Below are 17,859 nucleotides of genomic sequence, written 5' to 3'. Positions count from 1 at the left end.
CGCGCGTTACGTAACGTGAGCGATTTTTTTCCCGGAACGCCGGGCAGGTTCCGGGGGCCGTGGCGGTGTCGGCGAAGCGGCCGAAAGAAGGCCGGACGAGGCCTGCTCGCGTTCGGCGGCTTCAGCGCTCGAAGCCGTACGGCGCGAACCGGCTCTGGTTCTCGTCCACGTCCAGCGCCTCGCCGATGAACGGAAAGGCGCGCTGCGGGCAGCGCTCGCGCTCGCAGACCTTGCAGCCCATGCCGATCGGCGTGGCGGCCTCGGGGTCCTGCAGGTCGAGCCCCTTCGCATACACCAGCCGCGGCGCATGGCGGATGTCGCAGCCCAGCCCGATCGAGAAGGTCCTGCGCGGCGAGCCCCAGCCGCGCTGGCCGCGCGAGACCGAGCGCGCGATCCACAGGTAGCGCCGCCCGTCGGGCATGCGCGCGAGCTGCGGCAGGATGCGCTCGGGCTGCGCGAAGGCCTCGTACACGTTCCACAGCGGGCAGGTGCCGCCGGTGCGGCTGAAGTGGAAGTGCGTGGCCGACTGGCGCTTGGAGATGTTGCCGGCCTTGTCCACGCGCACGAAGAAGAAGGGCACGCCGGGCGCGCCCAGCCGCTGCAGCGTGCTGAGCCGGTGGCACACGGTCTCGAAGCCGACGCCGAAGCGCTGGCCGAGCAGGTCGATGTCGTAGCGCAGCGATTCCGCGGCCTCGAGGAAGGCGCCGTAGGGCAGCAGCAGCGCGCCCGCGAAGTAGTTGGCAAGGCCGATGCGCGCCAGCTTGCGCGAGGCCGGGTCCTCGGTGAAGGGCGGCGCGTCGACCAGCGCGTCGATCGCCGCGCCGAGCTCGAGCAGCGCGAGCTGGGTGCCGAGCTGGAAGGCCTGCTGGCCCGGCTCGAGCGCGGGCGACAACCGCAGGCTGCGCTGCGCGGCGTCGTAGCGGCGCTTGCTGACCTCGGTGTCGTCGGTCAGCAGCACGCGCACGCCGTGGCGCTGCCGCAGCCGCTCGACCAGCCATTCGGCGAGATGGCCGCCGTGCTCGCGCGCGCCCGGCGCGGCCTGCGCCTGCTGCGCCTCCCGTGCCAGCGCCTCGGCCGCGCGGTCGAGGGTGTCGAAGTGGTTCTGGTGCGCGAAGAAGAAGTCGCGCACCACCTCGAAGGGCATGGCGCGCGGCGCGGCCAGGCCCGAGCGCTCGTCGCCCAGGCGCAGCGCCATGGTCTCGAGCTGCTCCATCGCCTCGAGGTTGCGCCGGTGCAGCGCCAGCAGCGCGCGGCCCAGCGCGGGCATCTGCGCCGCCACCTCCTGCAGCTCGGGCAGCGCCACCGGCTCGGCGGCATCGGCCAGCGCCTCGCGCATGCCGGCCACCAGCCGCGCCTCCTCGTCTTCCGAGAACTGCTGGATGTCGACGCCGAGCGCGCGGCTGATCTTGAGCAGCACCGCCACCGTCAGCGGCCGCTGGTTCTGCTCGAGCTGGTTGAGGTAGCTGGGCGACAGCTCCAGCGCCTGGGCCAGCGCCACCTGCGACAGGCCGCGTTCCGCGCGCAGGCTGCGCAGGCGCACGCCCATGAATGTCTTCTTCATCGTTTCGCCTTCGCCGCGAATGCGGGGAAATTCGCAAAATTTGCAAATCGGAGGATTGAGGTTCGCAAGAATTTGCCTTTTCAGTCCTTCTGCAAACCGCATTCTCTGCGTAGATTGCGAAGCATGACAACACCCGCTGGAACGACCGAACTGCGCGAACTGGTGCTGCCGGTGCATGCCAACCACCGCGGCACGCTGTTCGCCGGGCAGGGCCTGCAACTGATGACCAAGGCCGCCTTCCTGGCCGCGCGCGGACTCGCGCAGCGCGAGGTGGTGATGGCCGGCGTGACCGGCGTCGACTTCCTCGCGCCGGTGCCGGTGGGCCACCAGTTGCTGCTGCGCGGCTGGGTCAGCCGCATCGGCCGCAGCTCGATGACCGTGTGCGTGACCGGCCTGGCCGACGTGCCGGGCGCGCCGGCCGAAGAAGTCCTCAAGGGCGTGTTCGAGATGGTGGCGGTCGACGCCGCCGGTCGTCCCGCCGCCATCGATCGCGCCTACCTCAACGAAGAAACCGCATGAACCCCATGACCGACACCACCGCACCCGCGGGCTTCCGCCCCAAGAAATCCGTCGCCCTCTCGGGCGTGACCGCGGGCAACACCGCGCTGTGCACCGTGGGCCGCACCGGCAACGACCTGCACTACCGCGGCTACGACATCCTCGACATCGCCGAGGTCTGCGAGTTCGAGGAGATCGCCCACCTGCTGGTGCACGGCAAGCTGCCCACGCGCGCCGAGCTCAAGGCCTACAAGGCACGGCTCAAGGCGATGCGCGGCCTGCCCGCGAGCGTGAAGGAAGCGCTCGAAAGCCTGCCGGCCGGCGCCCACCCGATGGACGTGATGCGCACCGGCGTCTCGGCGCTGGGCTGCGTGCTGCCCGAGAAGGACGACCACAACCTGCCCGGCGCGCGCGACATCGCCGACCGCCTGATGGCCTCGCTGGGCTCGATGCTGCTGTACTGGTACCACTGGAGCACGCAGGGCAAGCGCATCGACGTGGAGACCGACGACGACTCGATCGGCGGCCACTTCCTGCACCTGCTGCATGGCGAGAAGCCCTCCGAGGCCTGGGTGCGCGCGATGCACACCTCGCTCAACCTCTATGCCGAGCACGAGTTCAACGCCAGCACCTTCACCGCCCGCGTGATCGCGGGCACCGGCAGCGACATGCACTCGGCCATCGCCGGCGCGATCGGCGCGCTGCGCGGCCCCAAGCACGGCGGCGCCAACGAGGTCGCATTCGAGATCCAGAAGCGCTACGACAGCCCGGCCGAGGCCGAGGCCGACATCCGTCGCCGCGTGGAGGCCAGGGAAGTGGTGATCGGCTTCGGCCACCCGGTCTACACCGTGAGCGATCCGCGCAACGTGGTGATCAAGGGCGTGGCCCGGCGCCTGTCGCAGGAGGCCGGCTCGACCAAGATGTACGACATCGCCGAGCGGCTCGAGTCGGTGATGTGGGAGGTCAAGAAGATGTTCCCCAACCTCGACTGGTTCAGCGCCGTGAGCTACCACATGATGGGCGTGCCCACCGCCATGTTCACGCCGCTGTTCGTGATCGCGCGCACCAGCGGCTGGGCCGCGCACGTCATCGAGCAGCGCGTGGACAACAAGATCATCCGCCCGAGCGCGAACTACACCGGCCCCGAGGACCTGGCGTTCGTGCCGATCGAGGCGCGCGCCTGAGGCGGGGGCAGCGGCGCGGTGAAGTCCTTCCAGGTCGATGTCGCTCGGAGCACACTCCGCGGTGCCGCCTCCCGTGGGCGGCACGCTCCCACATCGAACGACAACACTGGAGACAAGACCATGACGCTGAACCGCCGCGCCTTCTCGACCGCCGCCCTGGCGGGACTGACGCTGCCCGCCGCCACCCTGAGCCGCGCCCAGGAGGCCTTCCCGAACAAGCCGCTGCGCATCGTCTGCCCCTTCGCGCCGGGCGGCGGCTCCGACTTCATCGCCCGCGTGGCGGCCAACGTGCTGACCCAGCAACTGGGCCAGTCGGTGGTGGTGGACAACCGGCCCGGCGCCGGCGGCACCATCGGCACCGAGTACGCGCTGCACACGCCGGCCGACGGCTACACGCTGCTGCTGATCGCGGGCAGCTACACGGTCAATCCCTCGCTCTACAAGCTGCGCTTCGATCCGGTGGCCGAGATGACGCCGGTGATCCAGCTCTCGAAGGGCGCCTACGTGCTGTGCGTCAACCCGTCGAAGGTGCCCGCGAAGAACCTGCAGGAACTGCTGGCCTTCGCGCGCCAGAACCCCGGCAAGCTGACCTTCGCCTCGGCCGGCAACGGCAGCCACCTGCACATCGTGAGCGAGTACCTGTTCGGCATGGCGAAGGTCAAGGCCACGCACGTGCCCTACCGCGGCACCGGGCCGGCCGTCACCGACCTGGTGGCGGGCAACGTCGACATGCTGATCGCGGGCACCGAGGCGCTGATGCCGCACGTGCAGTCGGGCCGGCTGCGCGCCTTCGCCGTCACCACGGCGAAGCGGCTGCAGGCCTATCCCGACATTCCCTCGATCGCCGAGAGCGGCGGCCTGCCCGACTACGACGTGGTGGCCTGGCACGGCCTGATCGCGCCCCGGGGCGTGCCGCCGTCCGTGCTCGCGAAGCTCAACGGCGCGCTCGACGCCGGGCTCAAGGCGCCCGAACTGGTCGCGAAGCTCGATCCCACCGGCGTGTCGCCGGCCGGCGGCAGCGCCGAGCAGTTTGGCGCGCTGATCCGCACCGAGATCCCGCGCTATGCCAAGGTCGTGAAGGACAACGACATCCGCTCCGAATGAACCCCGCGCGGCCCCTCGCAGCGGGGCCGCATCGCTTTCCTGCCCGCTTCCCCACGATGACTTCAAGCCACAGAAAGAAACTCCCCGGCACCGCGCTCGACTACATCGACGCGCGCGCCGCCATCGAAGCGCTGCGCCCCGGTGCCTGGGACACGCTGTCCTACACCGCGCGCGTGCATGCCGAGAACCTCGTGCGCCGCTGCGATCCCGCGATCCTCGACGAATGCCTGCTGCAGATCGCCGAGCGCCGGCGCGATCGCGACTTCCCGTGGTTCCCGGTGCGCGTGGTCTGCCACGACATCCTGGGCCAGACCGCGCTGGTCGACCTCGCGGGCCTGCGCGATGCGATCGCGGCCGAGGGCGGCGATCCGGCGCAGGTGAATCCGGTGGTGCCGGTGCAGCTGATCGTCGACCACTCGCTGGCCGTGGAGTGCGGCGGCTTCGACCCGCGGGCCTTCGAGAAGAACCGCGAGATCGAGGACCGGCGCAACGAGGACCGCTTCCATTTCATCGAATGGACCAAGCGCGCCTTCGCCAACATGGAGGTGATCCCCGCGGGGAACGGGATCATGCATCAGATCAACCTCGAGAAGATGTCGCCCGTGGTCTACGTGCAGGACGGCCTGGCCTTCCCCGACACCTGCGTGGGCACCGACAGCCACACGCCGCACGTCGACGCGCTGGGCGTGATCGCGGTCGGCGTGGGCGGGCTCGAGGCCGAGAACGTGATGCTCGGCCGCGCCTCGTGGATGCGGCTGCCCGAGATCGTCGGCGTGGAGCTCACGGGCCGCCGCCAGCCGGGCATCACCGCCACCGACATCGTGCTGGCGCTGACCGAGTTCCTGCGCCGCGAAAAGGTGGTCGGCGCCTACCTCGAGTTTTACGGCGAGGGCGCGCGCAGCCTCACCATCGGCGACCGCGCGACCATCTCCAACATGTGCCCCGAGTACGGCGCCACGGCCGCGCTGTTCCACATCGACGAACAGACGCTGGCCTACCTGCGGCTCACCGGCCGCGAGGACGCGCAGGTCGCGCTGGTCGAAACCTACGCGAAGACCGCGGGCTTCTGGGCCGACGCGCTGGCATCCGCCATCTACGAGCGCGTGCTGAAGTTCGACCTCTCCGGCGTGGTGCGCAACATGGCGGGCCCCTCGAACCCGCACCGCCGCCTGCCGACCTCGCAGCTGGCCGAGCGCGAGATCGCCATCGGCCTGCACGAGGCGCGCCAGCAGGAGGCCGCCGGCCTGATGCCCGACGGCGCCGTGATCATCGCGGCCATCACCTCGTGCACCAACACCTCGAACCCGCGCAACGTGATCGCGGCCGGGCTGCTGGCGCGCAACGCCAACCGGCTGGGCCTGGTGCGCAAGCCCTGGGTCAAGTCCTCGCTGGCGCCGGGCTCGAAGGCCGTCGAGCTCTACCTGCGCGACGCCGGCCTGCTGGCCGAGCTCGAGCAGCTGGGCTTCGGCATCGTCGCCTTCGCCTGCACCACCTGCAACGGCATGTCGGGCGCGCTCGATCCGAAGATCCAGCAGGAGATCGTCGAGCGCGACCTCTACGCCACCGCCGTGCTCTCGGGCAACCGCAACTTCGACGGCCGCATCCATCCCTACGCCAAGCAGGCCTTCCTGGCTTCGCCGCCGCTGGTGGTGGCCTATGCGATCGCGGGCACGATGCGCTTCGACATCGAGCGCGACATCCTCGACGTGGTCGACGGCAAGGAGATCCGCCTGGCCGACCTCTGGCCCAGCGACCAGGAGATCGATGCGATCGTCGCCGCCTCGGTGCGGCCCGAGATGTTCCGCCGGGTCTACGAGCCGATGTTCGCGATCCATGCCGACCACGGCGAGAAGGCCAGCCCGCAGTACGACTGGCGCCCGCAGTCCACCTACATCCGCCGCCCGCCCTACTGGGACAGCGAGGGCGTGGGCGCGCTCGCGGCCAACCCGCGCACCCTGCGCGGCATGCGGCCGCTGGCACTGCTGCCCGACAACATCACGACCGACCACCTGTCGCCGTCGAACGCGATCCTGCGCGACAGCGCCGCCGGCGAGTACCTCGCGAAGATGGGCCTGCCGGAAGAGGACTTCAATTCCTACGCCACGCACCGCGGCGACCACCTGACGGCGATGCGCGCCACCTTCGCCAATCCGCAGCTCGTGAACGAGATGGCGGTGGTCGACGGCGTGCAGCAGAAGGGCTCGCTCGCGCGCATCGAGCCCGAGGGCCGCGCGGTGCGCATGTGGGAGGCGATCGAGACCTACCTGAACCGCCGCCAGCCGCTGATCGTCGTGGCCGGTGCCGACTACGGCCAGGGCTCCTCGCGCGACTGGGCCGCCAAGGGCGTGCGCCTGGCCGGCGTCGAGACCGTGGTGGCCGAGGGCTTCGAGCGCATCCACCGCACCAACCTGCTCGGCATGGGCGTGCTGCCGCTCGAGTTCAAGCCCGGCACCACGCGGCTCACGCTGGGGCTGGACGGCACCGAGACCTACGACGTGGCCGGCCAGCCGGCCCCGCGCGCCGACCTCGCGCTGATCGTGCATCGGCGCAATGGCGAGGAGCTTCGCGTGCCGGTCACCTGCCGCCTCGACACCGCCGAGGAAGTGTCCATCTACGAGGCCGGCGGCGTGCTGCAGCGTTTTGCGCAAGACTTCCTGGCCGCGAACACCGCGGCCGCTTGAGAAACCCATCGCCATGGCATTCATTCCCCAGATCAAGATTCCCGCCGTCTACATGCGCGGCGGCACCAGCAAGGGCGTGTTCTTCCGCCTGCAGGACCTGCCGCAGGCCGCGCAACAGCCGGGCCCGGCGCGCGACGCGCTGCTGCTGCGCGTGATCGGCAGCCCCGACCCCTATGCCAAGCAGATCGACGGCATGGGCGGCGCCACCTCGTCGACCTCGAAGACCGTGATCCTCTCGCGCTCGACGCGGCCCGATCACGACGTCGACTACCTGTTCGGCCAGGTCTCCATCGACAGCGCCTTCGTCGACTGGTCGGGCAACTGCGGCAACCTGTCGGCCGCCGTGGGCCCGTTCGCGATCGCGCAGGGCCTGGTCGATCCGGCCCGCGTGCCGCCCGACGGCGTGTGCACCGTGCGCATCTGGCAGGCCAACATCGGTAAGACCATCGTGGCCCATGTGCCGATCTCGCTCGGCCAGGTGCAGGAGACCGGCGACTTCGAGCTCGACGGCGTGACCTTCGCGGCGGCCGAGGTGCCGCTGGAGTTCATCGATCCGGCCGACGAGGGGGAGGGCGAGGGCGGCGGCGCGATGTTCCCCACGGGCAGGCTCGTCGACGACCTCGAGGTGCCCGGCGTCGGCACCTTCAAGGCCACGCTGATCAACGCCGGCATCCCCACCATCTTCGTCAACGCCGCCGACATCGGCTACAGCGGCACCGAGCTGCAGGACGCGATCAACGGCGACCCGAAGGCGCTCGCGATGTTCGAGACCATCCGCGCGCACGGCGCCGTGAAGATGGGCCTGATCCGGGACATCGCCGAGGCCGCGAAGCGCCAGCACACGCCCAAGGTCGCGTTCGTCGCACCGCCGAAGGACTATGTCGCCTCCAGCGGCAAGCCGGTGCGGGCCGCCGATGTCGACCTGCTGGTGCGCGCCCTGTCGATGGGCAAGCTGCACCACGCGATGATGGGCACGGCCGCGGTCGCGATCGGCACCGCGGCCGCGATCCCCGGCACGCTGGTGAACCTCGCGGCCGGCGGCGGCGAACGCCAGGCGGTGCGCTTCGGCCATCCCTCGGGCACGTTGCGCGTCGGCGCCGAGGCGCGCGCGGTCGATGGCCAGTGGGCCGTGACCAAGGCCCTGATGAGCCGCAGCGCGCGCGTATTGATGGAAGGCTGGGTGCGCGTGCCCGGCGACAGTTTCTGAAAGACGGATCCTCCCCATGTCCACCCGCAAGCAACTCAAGTCCCTCGCCGAGGCCCGCCGCGGCCTGATCGTTCCGGGCGCCTTCAATGCGCTTTCCGCTCGCGTCGTCGAGGACCTCGGCTTCCAGGCCATCTACGTCACCGGTGCCGGCGTCACCAACATGTGGTTCGGCATGCCCGACCAGGGCTTCATGGGCCTGTCGGAGATCGCCGACCACACGGCGCGCATCCGCGATGCGGTGTCGGTGCCGCTGATCGTCGATGCCGACACCGGCTTCGGCAACGCGCTCAACGTGCGCCACACCGTGCGCACGCTCGAGCGCGCGGGCGCCGACTGCATCCAGTTCGAGGACCAGGTCGCGCCCAAGCGCTGCGGCCATTTCTCGGGCAAGGAAGTGATCTCCACCGAGGAGGCCGTGAGCAAGATCAAGGCGGCCGTCGATGCGCGGCAGGATGCCGACCTGCTGATCATGGCGCGCACCGACGCGGCCGCGGTCCATGGCTTCGAGGCCGCGGTCGAGCGTGCGCAGCGCTTCGCCGAGGCCGGCGCCGACATCCTGTTCGTCGAGGCCGTGACCAGCGCGGAGGAAGTTCGCGCGCTGCCTCAACGGTTGGACCGGCCACAGCTCATGAACATGGTGATCGGCGGCAGGACGCCGATCTTCAACGCGACCGAACTCGGCGAGCTCGGCTACGGCATCGTGCTCTATGCCAATGCCGCGCTGCAGGGCGCGGTGGCCGGCATGCAGAAGGCGCTGACCGTGCTGCGCGACGAGAAGGAAGTGCGCGAGTCCAGCGGCCTGGTCACGCCCTTCGCCGAACGCCAGCGGCTCGTGGGCAAGCCCGAGTGGGACGCGCTGGAGCAGCGCTACAGCTGAAGCACCGCGGCCAGCAGCCGCACGCCCTGCGCGATCTGCTCGACCGTGAGGCTCGCATAGCCGAGGATCAGGCCACCGCAGCGACCGCCCGCGGCCTTGCCCGCGTAGAGCGGCGACACCGGATAGACACCCACGCCACGCAGCCGCGCGGCGGCGACCAGCGCGGCTTCGTCGCGCGGCCGCAGCCACGGCAGCCACAGCACCACGTGCAGCCCGGCCGCCGTGCCCGCGACCTGCGCCTCGGCCGGCAGATGGCGCGCGATCGCCTCGAGCAGCGCCGTGCGGCGGCGCTCGTTCTCGCGCCGCGCGCGCCGCACGTGGCGCTCGTAGGCGCCGCTGTCGATCAGCGCCGCCAGCACCCGCTGCTCGAGCAGCGGCGCATGGCGGTCGGCCATGCGCTTGGCCTGGCGGAACACCGGCACCAGCTCGGGCGGCAGCACCAGGTAGCCGAGCCGCATCTGCGGCGACAGCGCCTTCGAGAAGGTGCCCACGTAGAGCACGCGCCCGTCGGCATCGACCGCGCGCAGCGCATCGATCGGGCGCTGGCCGTAGCGGAACTCGCCGTCGTAGTCGTCCTCCACGATCCAGGCGTGCTGCTGCCGCGCCCATTGCAGCAGTTCGAGGCGCCGGCCGATGGCGAGCACGCCGCCGAGCGGGAACTGGTGCGAGGGCGTGACATAGGCCAGGCGCGCGCGGCCGTCGCGCGGGAGCGCGGCCGTGTCCAGGCCCTGCGCATCGACGGGCACCGGCAGCAGCGTCGCCCCCGTGGCCTCGAAGCAGCGCCGCGCCATCAGGTAGCCGGGGTTCTCGAACACGAAGGCATCGGCGGGATCGAGCAGCAGCCGCGCGCACAGGTCGATGCCCTGCTGCGAGCCCTGCACCACGACGATCTGCCCGGCGTCGCAGACCAGCCCGCGCGCGCGCCGCAGATAGCCCTGCAGCGCGCGCCTCAAGCCTTCGTCGCCTTCGGGCGGCGCGTAGCTCAGGCTGCGCTGCTGACGCAGCAGCTCGGCCTGGTAGGCGCGCCGCCAGGCCAGCGCGGGGAAGTCGCGCGAGGCGACCGCGCCGTAGAGGAAGTCGATGCGTGGCGGCTCGCTCGGCGCGGCGGACGGTGGCGCCATCGCCGCGATGCGGCGGCCGTAGGCCGACAGCGTGGGCGCGGGCCGGGCGCGGCGGGAGGCGGCCGCCGGTCGTGCCACGGCCGCAGACGGCGGGCTCGCCACGCGCGCCGCACGGCCCGCCGAGGTGAGCAGGTAGCCCTCGGCCGCGAGCTGCTCGTAGACCGCGGTCACCGTGGTGCGCGAGACCCCGAGCTCGGTCGCCAGGGCCCGCGTCGACGGGGCGGGCGCGCCCGCGGGCAGGGTGCCGTCGGCGATCTGGTCGCGCAGCAGCGCGTAGATGCGGCGGCCCGCGCCCTGGCCCGGGGGAAGCGACAACTGGTCCATGCAAAAAGTGGAAAACTGGTTCTTCGCATTGTGCCGGTTCGAGGCGACAGTGAGGCCCCCCACGCTTTGCGAGCCACGCCCGATGTACATCCCCGCGCATTTCGCCGTCACCGATCCCGCCGCGCTCCAGCGCGTCATCCGCGAGCATCCGCTCGGCATGCTGGTCACGCACGGCCCCGCGGGGCTGGACGCCGACCACCTGCCCTTCGAGTTCGATCCCGAGGTCGGCACGCACGGCCTGCTCTCGGCGCACGTCGCGCGCGCCAACGACGTCTGGCAGCGCTGCCCGACCGGCACCGAGGTGATGGTGGTCTTCCGCGCCGCGCAGGCCTACATCTCGCCGAGCTGGTTCCCGAGCAAGCACGAGCTGCACCGCCAGGTGCCGACCTGGAACTACGAGGTGGTGCATGCGCACGGCACGATCACCGTGCGCGACGACGAGCGCTTCGTGCGCGGCATCGTCGCGCGCCTCACGCGCCGCCACGAGGCGGCCGAGCCCAGGCCCTGGAAGATGGGCGACTCGGCGCCCGATTTCATCGACGACATGCTGGGCCGCATCGTCGGCATCGAGATCGCGCTCACTTCGCTGGTCGGCAAGTCGAAGCTCAGCCAGAACAAGGAAACGCGCGATCGCGCGGGCGCCGCCGAGGCGCTGGCCGCGCGCGGCCACGCCGAGATCGCCGAGCGCATGCGGCCGGCCGGCTGATCAGCCGGCCGCGCGCGCCAGCTCGACGAAGGCGCGCAGATAGTCGATGTCGGTGTCGGCCTCGCGCGCGCCCAGGAAGATCTGCTTGGCGATGCCGCGCGCGCCGAGCCGCACCGGCACCACGTCCATCTTCTGCGCGTACTCCTCGACCAGCCAGCGCGGCAGCGCGGCCACGCCGCGGCCGCTGGCCACCATCTGCAACATGATGTCGGTGGTCTCGATGGCCTTGTGCCGCCTGGGCGTCACGCCCGCGGGCATCAGGAACATGTTGTAGATGTCGAGCCGGTCGGTCGCCACCGGGTAGGTGACCAGCACCTCCTGCGTGAGCTGCGCGGGCTTCACGTAGGGCAGGTTCGCCAGCCGGTGGCCGCGCGCCACCGCCAGCACCTGCTCGTAGTCGAACACCGGCTCGTAGTGCAGGCCCGGCTTGTAGAGCGGGTCGGGCGTCACGAGCAGGTCGATCTCGTAGCCGAAAAGCGCGCCGATGCCGCCGAACTGGAATTTCTGCTTCACGTCCACGTCCACGTCGGGCCAGGCCGCGAGGTAGGGCGAGACCACCTTGAGCAGCCACTGGTAGCAGGGATGGCATTCCATGCCGATGCGCAGCGAGCCGCGCTCGCCCTGCGCGAACTGGCCCAGCCGCTCCTCGGCCAGCGCGAGCTGCGGCAGCACGCGGTTGGCCACCGCGAGCAGGTACTGGCCCGCCTGCGTCAGCCGCAGGCTGCGCCCCTCGCGCTGCCAGACCTCGGTGCCGAGCTGCTGCTCGAGCTTGCGGATCGAATGGCTCAGTGCCGACTGCGTGAGGTGCAGCACCTCGGCGGCCGCTGTCAGCGAGCCCTGCTTGTCCACTTCCTGGACGATCGACAGATGGATGCGCTCGAGCATGGTCAATGAGCCAGATTCATGGATGCGTGAAATAAGACCATTTTACTTCACGGGTCGCCACACCTAGGATCGCGCCTTTCCCTGTACTGCCGGACCTTCCGCTACCCATGACCACCACCCACAACCTCGGCTTTCCCCGCATCGGCGCCCGGCGCGAACTGAAGTTCGCGCTCGAGTCGTACTGGAAGGGAGAGTCCTCGCGCGAAACGCTCCAGGCGCTGGGCGCCACGCTGCGCCAGCGCCACTGGAACGACCAGGCCGGCCTCGACCTCGTGCCGGTCGGCGACTTCGCGTTCTACGACCAGGTGCTGGACATGAGTTTCACGCTCGGCAACCTGCCCGAGCGGGTGCGCGGCTTCCATGGCGATGCGCTCGACAACTACTTCCGCGTGGCGCGCGGCCGCTCGGCGCAGTCGGCCGAGGAGCATGCGGGCTGCTGCGGCGGCGTGGCCGCGGGCGAGATGACCAAGTGGTTCGACACCAACTACCACTACATCGTCCCCGAGTTCACCGCGGCCACCGAGTTCAGGCTCGATGCCTCGCGCCTGCTCGAGCAGCTCGACGAAGCCAGGGCACAGGGCGTGAAGGCCAAGCCGGTGCTGGTCGGCCCCGTCACCTACCTGGCCATCGGCAAGGCCAAGGACGACTCCGACCGCCTCGCGCTGCTGCCGCGCCTGCTGCCGGTCTATGCCGAGCTGCTCGACGCGCTCGCGGCGCGCGGCGTCGAATGGGTGCAGATCGACGAGCCGCTGCTCGCGACCGAGCTCGACGCCGATTGGCAGCACGCCTTCAACACGGCCTACCACCACCTCAAGAGCGCGAGGATCAGGATCCTGCTGGCCACCTACTTCGGCCAGCTCGCCGAGAACAAGTACCTGGCCGCCAACCTGCCGGTGGCCGGCCTGCACGTCGATGCCATCAACGGCCGCGACGACGTGCTGCCGCTCTTGAGCATGCTGCCGCCGCACAAGGTGCTGTCGCTCGGCGTGATCAACGGCCGCAACATCTGGAAGACCGACCTGGCCGCCGTGCTCGACTGGCTCGAACCGCTGGCCGAGCGCCTCGGCGACCGCCTGTGGATCGCGCCCTCGTGCTCGCTGCTGCATGTGCCGGTCGACCTGGCGAGCGAGCAGAAGCTCGACACCGAACTCAAGTCCTGGCTCGCGTTCGCGCTGCAGAAGCTCGAGGAACTGCGCGTGCTGGCCAGCGCGCTGCGCGACGGCCGCGCGGCCGTGAAGGAGGCGCTGGCCGCGAACGCCGCGGCGCTGGCAGCGCGCCGTGCCTCGCCGCGCGTGAACAACCCCGCCGTGCAGGCGGCCGTGGCCCGGCTCAACAGCCAGCTCGGCCGGCGCGAGAGCGTCTATGCCCAGCGCGCGCCCAAGCAGGCCGCGTTCCTCAAGCTGCCGCCGTTCCCCACCACCACCATCGGCTCGTTTCCGCAGACGGCCGAGATCCGCCATGCGCGCAGCGAGTTCAAGGCCGGCCGCCTCGACGCGGCCAACTACCAGGTGGCGATGCGCGCAGAGATCGAGCGCAGCGTGCGCGAGCAGGAAGCGCTCGGCCTCGACGTGCTGGTGCATGGCGAGGCCGAACGCAACGACATGGTCGAGTATTTCGGCGAGCAGCTCGAGGGCTATGCCTTCAGCCAGTTCGGCTGGGTGCAGTCCTACGGCTCGCGTTGTGTGAAGCCGCCGATCCTGTTCGGCGACATCAGCCGCCCGAAGGCGATGACGGTCGAGTGGATCCGCTATGCGCAGTCGCTCACGCAACGGCCGATGAAGGGCATGCTGACCGGCCCCGTGACCATCCTCAACTGGTCCTTCGTGCGCGACGACCAGCCGCGCGCCGCCTCCTGCCGTCAGCTCGCGCTGGCCATCCGCGAGGAGGTGCTCGACCTCGAGCGCGCCGGCGTGCGCGTGATCCAGATCGACGAGGCCGCGCTGCGCGAAGGCCTGCCGCTGCGCAAGTCGCAATGGCAGGAATACCTGGACTGGGCGGTGGATGCATTCCGCATCACGGCCAACGGCGTGCGCGACGAGACGCAGATCCACACCCACATGTGCTATTCGGAGTTCAACGACATCATCGCGTCGATCGCCGACATGGATGCCGACGTCATCACCATCGAGACCTCGCGCTCGGACATGGAGCTGCTCGACGCCTTCGACGACTTCAAGTACCCGAACGAGATCGGCCCCGGCGTCTACGACATCCACTCGCCGAACATCCCCAGCCAGGAGCACATCGTGCAGCTGATGAAGAAGGCGGCCGAGCGCATTCCCGCGGAGCGCCTGTGGGTCAACCCCGACTGCGGCCTCAAGACGCGCCAGTGGCCCGAGGTGATTCCGGCGCTGAGCAACATGGTGGCGGCGGCCAGGACGCTGCGCGCCGCCGTATGAGCGGAGGAGAGGCGACGCGCCGCTATGCGGCGCTCACCGCGGCCCGGCGCTGCCCATGCCGCGGCCGCTGCAGCCCCAGGTGCTCGCGCAAGGTACTTCCATCGTACTCGGTGCGCACCAGGCCGCGCCGGCGCAGCTCGGGCAGCACCAGCTCGATGAAGTCCTGCAGCCCGCCCGGGAACCACGGCGACATGATGTTGAAGCCGTCGGCGCCGCCTTCCTCGAACCACTGCTGCAGCTGGTCGGCGATGCTCTGCGGCGTGCCCACCACCTGCTGGTGGCCACGTGCGCCCGCGATGCGCAGGTAGAGGTCGCGGATGCTGAGGTTCTCGCGCCGCGCGAGGTCGAGCAGCAGGCGCTGCCGGCTCTTCGGGCCGTTGGTCTCGGGCAGCTCGGGCACGGGGCCGTCGACCGGCAGGCCCGAGAAGTCGAAGCCGCCGATCACGTTCGACAGCAGCGAGACGCCGACCACCGGGTGCACCAGGTCCTGCAGCAGCGCGAACTTCTCCTCGGCCTCCTCCTGCGTGCGGCCGACCACCGGGAAGATGCCCGGCATGATCTTGATCGACTCGGGCTCGCGGTCGTAGGCCTGGGCGCGGTCCTTGATGTCGCGGTAGAAGCTCTTGGCCTCGTCGAAGGTCTGGTGCGCGACGAAGATCACCTCGGCCGTGCGCGCGGCGAGGTCGCGGCCGGCTTCCGAGGCGCCGGCCTGCACCACCACCGGCCGGCCCTGCGGCGAGCGCGAGACGTTGAGCGGCCCGCGCACCGAGAAATGCTTGCCCTTGTGATGCAGCACGTGCAGCTTGTCCTCGTGGAAGTACTGGCCGCTGTCCTTGTCGCGCACGAAGCTGTCGTCCTCCCAGCTGTCCCACAGGCCGGTCACCACGTCGTGGAACTCGGCCGCGCGCTCGTAGCGCAACGCGTGCTCGAAGTGCTCGTCGCGGTTGAAGTTCTGCGCCTCGCCGGTGCCGCTCGAGGTCACGAGGTTCCAGCCCGAACGGCCGCCGCTGATCTGGTCGAGCGAGGCGAACTTGCGCGCCACGTTGAAGGGCTCGTTGAAGCTGGTTGACACGGTGGCGATCAGGCCGATGCGCTCGGTGACCGCGGCCAGCGCCGACAGCAGGGTCAACGGCTCGAAGTGGTCGCTGCGCGCGGTGCGCGAGAGCGAGGCGAGTTCGCTGCTGCGCACGCCCACCGAGTCGGCCAGGAAGACGGCATCGAACTTCGCGGCCTCGGCCAGCTTCGCGAGCTCGACGTAGTGGCGGAAGTTGCTGCCCGCGTCGGCCTGTGCCTGCGGATGGCGCCAGGCGGCGATGTGGTGGCCGGTCTGCATGAGAAAGGCGCCCAGCTTGATCTGGCGGGAGGAAGTGGCCATGGGAACTCGTGGTCGGAGGGTGCGCGCAAAAGTGCGGCGGCAGGTTAAGTCGGTGTCCGCTCGCGCGGAAAGAAGGGATTCGCACTTCCTTAGGCGCGCGCTGCATTTGGCAAGGCGGTCGGGTGGCGCAGCCTCGGTTTGCGCATATGCATGCGACTTTTTCTTCGCAGCCGGCGCAGCCCCCGGCCGCCACAATTTCCGCTTCATGCCCGAGCCTTCGCACGCACCCTCCGCCCAACGACCGACGGTGCGCAAGCGCCTCGGCTTCTTCAGCCGGCTGCTCGACGACGCCCCCGCGGCCGAGCGCTATCGCCTGGTGGCCGCGCAGATCGCGCACGCCGAGGCCTTCGGCTTCGACTCGGCCTGGGTCGCGCAGCACCACTTCCACGAACACGAGGGCGGCCTGCCATCGCCCTTCGTCTTTCTCGCCCACGTGGCCGCGCGCACGCGTCGCATCCGCCTGGGCACCGGCATCGTGACCCTGCCGCTCGAGAACGCGCTGCGCGTGGCCGAGGACGCCATCGTGCTGGACCTGCTCGCGGGCGGCCGGCTCGAAATCGGCGTGGGCACGGGCGGCACGCCCGAGGCCTTCGCCGCTTTCGGCCTCGATGCGGCCGAGCGTCCGGCGCTGTTCGCGCGGCAGCTCGCCGCCGTGCGCGCGGCCTGGGCCGGCCGGCCGCTCGCGGGCGGCGACACGCTGTACCCCGCGGGCGCCCAACTGCTGGGCCGGATCTGGCAGGCGACCTTCTCCGTCGGCGGCGGCACGCGCGCGGGCCAGGCCGGCGACGGCCTGATGCTCTCGCGCACCCAGCCGCGCACGCTGGAAGCACCCGATGCGACGCTGGCAGAGCTGCAAAACCCGATCGTCGATGCCTACCTCGCCGCGCTGCCCGCCGGCGCCACGCCGCGCATCGTGGGATCGCGCAGCGTCTTCGTGGCGGACACGCGCGCCGAGGCGCTGCGCCTGGCCGAGATCGGCCTGCGACGCTCGGCCGCGCGCTTCGCGGCCTCGGGCGGCGGTGGCCTCGCGGACCGCGCGGGCCCCGAGGCCCCGCTCGAACAACTGATCGCGGCCTACGACGTGCACGTGGGAACGCCCGAGGACGTGATCGCATCGCTTGCCGCCGACAGCACGCTCGCGCGCGTCACCGACCTCGTGTGCCAGGTGCACTCGGTCGATCCGCCGCATGCGGCGATCCTGCGCTCGATCGAACTCGTCGCCACCGAGGTCGCGCCCGCGCTCGGCTGGCAGCGGGACACGGCTGCGGCACCCACCGACCTTCCTTCCCTCCAGACCTCATGACCGCCACCACCACTCCCGTCGCCGACGTGATCGACCAGTTGGTCGGCATCGCGCCCGGCGATCCGCTCGACCGCCTGCGCGCGCAGCGCGAACAGGCACGCCTCAACGCGCAGCAGAGCTACCTCGCGCTGTTCGCGCCCACGCCGCCCGTGCCCGAAGCGTTCGATATCGCGGACCGATTCGCCATCGCGGCCTTCGTGACCGCGCTGCACGAGCAGCCCGAGGTCGCGCGCTTCTACGCGCAGCGCCTGGCCTCGCAGCGCGCACGCGCGGGCCTGGCCGAGGCGGTCGCGGACGAAGCGAAACGCGCCGCCGCCAAGGGCCCGTACGGACGCTATCCCGCCGGCCCGCTGAGCGCCGAGGACACGGCCGGCCCCTCGTACGCGGTCGCCGATGGGAACCGCGAAGCGCTGGGCCCGCGCCTGTCGGCCGCGCTCGTGCATGCGCAGCTGCTGGTGTTCCATCCGCGCGATGCGAGCCCCACCGCGCTGCAGGCCTTGCTCGATGCCGGCTGGTCGTCCACCGGCATCGTGACTCTGTCGCAGCTCGTGGCCTTCCTCGCGTTCCAGATCCGCGTCGTCGCGGGCCTGCGCACGCTGGCGCGCCATCCCATCACTTCCGTCGACTGAACGCC

General features: G+C 70.7%; 14 protein-coding genes. 10 read left to right on the top strand and 4 right to left on the bottom strand.

Going from position 1 to position 17,859, the window contains the following annotated elements; translation table 11 throughout:
- Positions 1 to 121: 121 nt before the first annotated feature.
- Positions 122 to 1,561, bottom strand: coding sequence for a short-chain fatty acyl-CoA regulator family protein (locus tag AC1HIL_RS33625; RefSeq protein WP_479669038.1), 1,440 nt, complete (start codon positions 1,559 to 1,561; stop codon positions 122 to 124).
- Between the two features lie 123 nt (positions 1,562 to 1,684).
- Between AC1HIL_RS33625 and AC1HIL_RS33620 the strand changes: the two genes are divergently transcribed.
- The 6 genes from AC1HIL_RS33620 (at position 1,685) to AC1HIL_RS33595 (ending at position 9,112) form a co-directional block, all read left to right on the top strand.
- A complete protein-coding gene (locus tag AC1HIL_RS33620; protein ID WP_208513781.1) occupies positions 1,685 to 2,080 on the top strand; it encodes an acyl-CoA thioesterase in 396 nt (131 codons plus the stop codon).
- A 5-nt stretch (positions 2,081 to 2,085) separates the two neighbouring features.
- Positions 2,086 to 3,243, top strand: a complete 1,158-nt coding sequence (prpC, locus tag AC1HIL_RS33615; RefSeq protein ID WP_172705295.1) for a bifunctional 2-methylcitrate synthase/citrate synthase — start codon at positions 2,086 to 2,088, stop codon at positions 3,241 to 3,243.
- 120 nt (positions 3,244 to 3,363) lie between these two features.
- Positions 3,364 to 4,347, top strand: a complete 984-nt coding sequence (locus AC1HIL_RS33610; protein ID WP_296729407.1) for a tripartite tricarboxylate transporter substrate binding protein — start codon at positions 3,364 to 3,366, stop codon at positions 4,345 to 4,347.
- 56 nt (positions 4,348 to 4,403) lie between these two features.
- On the top strand, positions 4,404 to 7,028 hold the full coding sequence (gene acnD / locus AC1HIL_RS33605; RefSeq protein ID WP_479669040.1) for a Fe/S-dependent 2-methylisocitrate dehydratase AcnD: 2,625 nt from the start codon (positions 4,404 to 4,406) through the stop codon (positions 7,026 to 7,028).
- A 13-nt stretch (positions 7,029 to 7,041) separates the two neighbouring features.
- Positions 7,042 to 8,235: a 2-methylaconitate cis-trans isomerase PrpF gene (gene prpF / locus AC1HIL_RS33600; RefSeq protein WP_479669041.1), complete on the top strand. Its 1,194-nt coding sequence runs from the start codon at positions 7,042 to 7,044 to the stop codon at positions 8,233 to 8,235.
- A gap of 16 nt (positions 8,236 to 8,251) precedes the next feature.
- Positions 8,252 to 9,112: an isocitrate lyase/PEP mutase family protein gene (locus tag AC1HIL_RS33595; RefSeq protein WP_479669042.1), complete on the top strand. Its 861-nt coding sequence runs from the start codon at positions 8,252 to 8,254 to the stop codon at positions 9,110 to 9,112.
- On the opposite strand, the gene pdxR is transcribed toward AC1HIL_RS33595, so the two are convergent.
- Positions 9,103 to 10,557, bottom strand: coding sequence for a MocR-like pyridoxine biosynthesis transcription factor PdxR (gene pdxR, locus AC1HIL_RS33590; protein WP_479669043.1), 1,455 nt, complete (start codon positions 10,555 to 10,557; stop codon positions 9,103 to 9,105). The two genes, AC1HIL_RS33595 and pdxR, sit on opposite strands and share 10 nt — an antisense overlap.
- A gap of 82 nt (positions 10,558 to 10,639) precedes the next feature.
- Between pdxR and AC1HIL_RS33585 the strand changes: the two genes are divergently transcribed.
- Complete coding sequence (locus AC1HIL_RS33585; RefSeq protein WP_413765303.1) at positions 10,640 to 11,263, top strand: FMN-binding negative transcriptional regulator; 624 nt, start codon at positions 10,640 to 10,642, stop codon at positions 11,261 to 11,263.
- On the opposite strand, the gene AC1HIL_RS33580 is transcribed toward AC1HIL_RS33585, so the two are convergent.
- Complete coding sequence (locus tag AC1HIL_RS33580) at positions 11,264 to 12,148, bottom strand: LysR family transcriptional regulator (protein ID WP_057592609.1); 885 nt, start codon at positions 12,146 to 12,148, stop codon at positions 11,264 to 11,266.
- A gap of 107 nt (positions 12,149 to 12,255) precedes the next feature.
- Between AC1HIL_RS33580 and metE the strand changes: the two genes are divergently transcribed.
- Positions 12,256 to 14,547, top strand: coding sequence for a 5-methyltetrahydropteroyltriglutamate--homocysteine S-methyltransferase (gene metE / locus AC1HIL_RS33575; protein ID WP_479669044.1), 2,292 nt, complete (start codon positions 12,256 to 12,258; stop codon positions 14,545 to 14,547).
- Between the two features lie 22 nt (positions 14,548 to 14,569).
- On the opposite strand, the gene AC1HIL_RS33570 is transcribed toward metE, so the two are convergent.
- Positions 14,570 to 15,922, bottom strand: a complete 1,353-nt coding sequence (locus AC1HIL_RS33570) for an LLM class flavin-dependent oxidoreductase (protein ID WP_296729418.1) — start codon at positions 15,920 to 15,922, stop codon at positions 14,570 to 14,572.
- 205 nt (positions 15,923 to 16,127) lie between these two features.
- Here AC1HIL_RS33570 and AC1HIL_RS33565 point away from each other — a divergent pair, with 205 nt between their 5' ends.
- Positions 16,128 to 17,225, top strand: coding sequence for a putative FMN-dependent luciferase-like monooxygenase (locus AC1HIL_RS33565; protein ID WP_413765305.1), 1,098 nt, complete (start codon positions 16,128 to 16,130; stop codon positions 17,223 to 17,225).
- Complete coding sequence (locus tag AC1HIL_RS33560; protein WP_413765306.1) at positions 17,222 to 17,854, top strand: CMD domain protein; 633 nt, start codon at positions 17,222 to 17,224, stop codon at positions 17,852 to 17,854. Before AC1HIL_RS33565 ends, AC1HIL_RS33560 begins: the two co-directional genes overlap by 4 nt.
- The last annotated feature ends 5 nt before the right edge of the window (positions 17,855 to 17,859 follow it).

This window comes from Variovorax sp. ISS6 (genome assembly GCF_056523145.1).
This window is presented reverse-complemented; position numbering and strand designations above follow the sequence as displayed.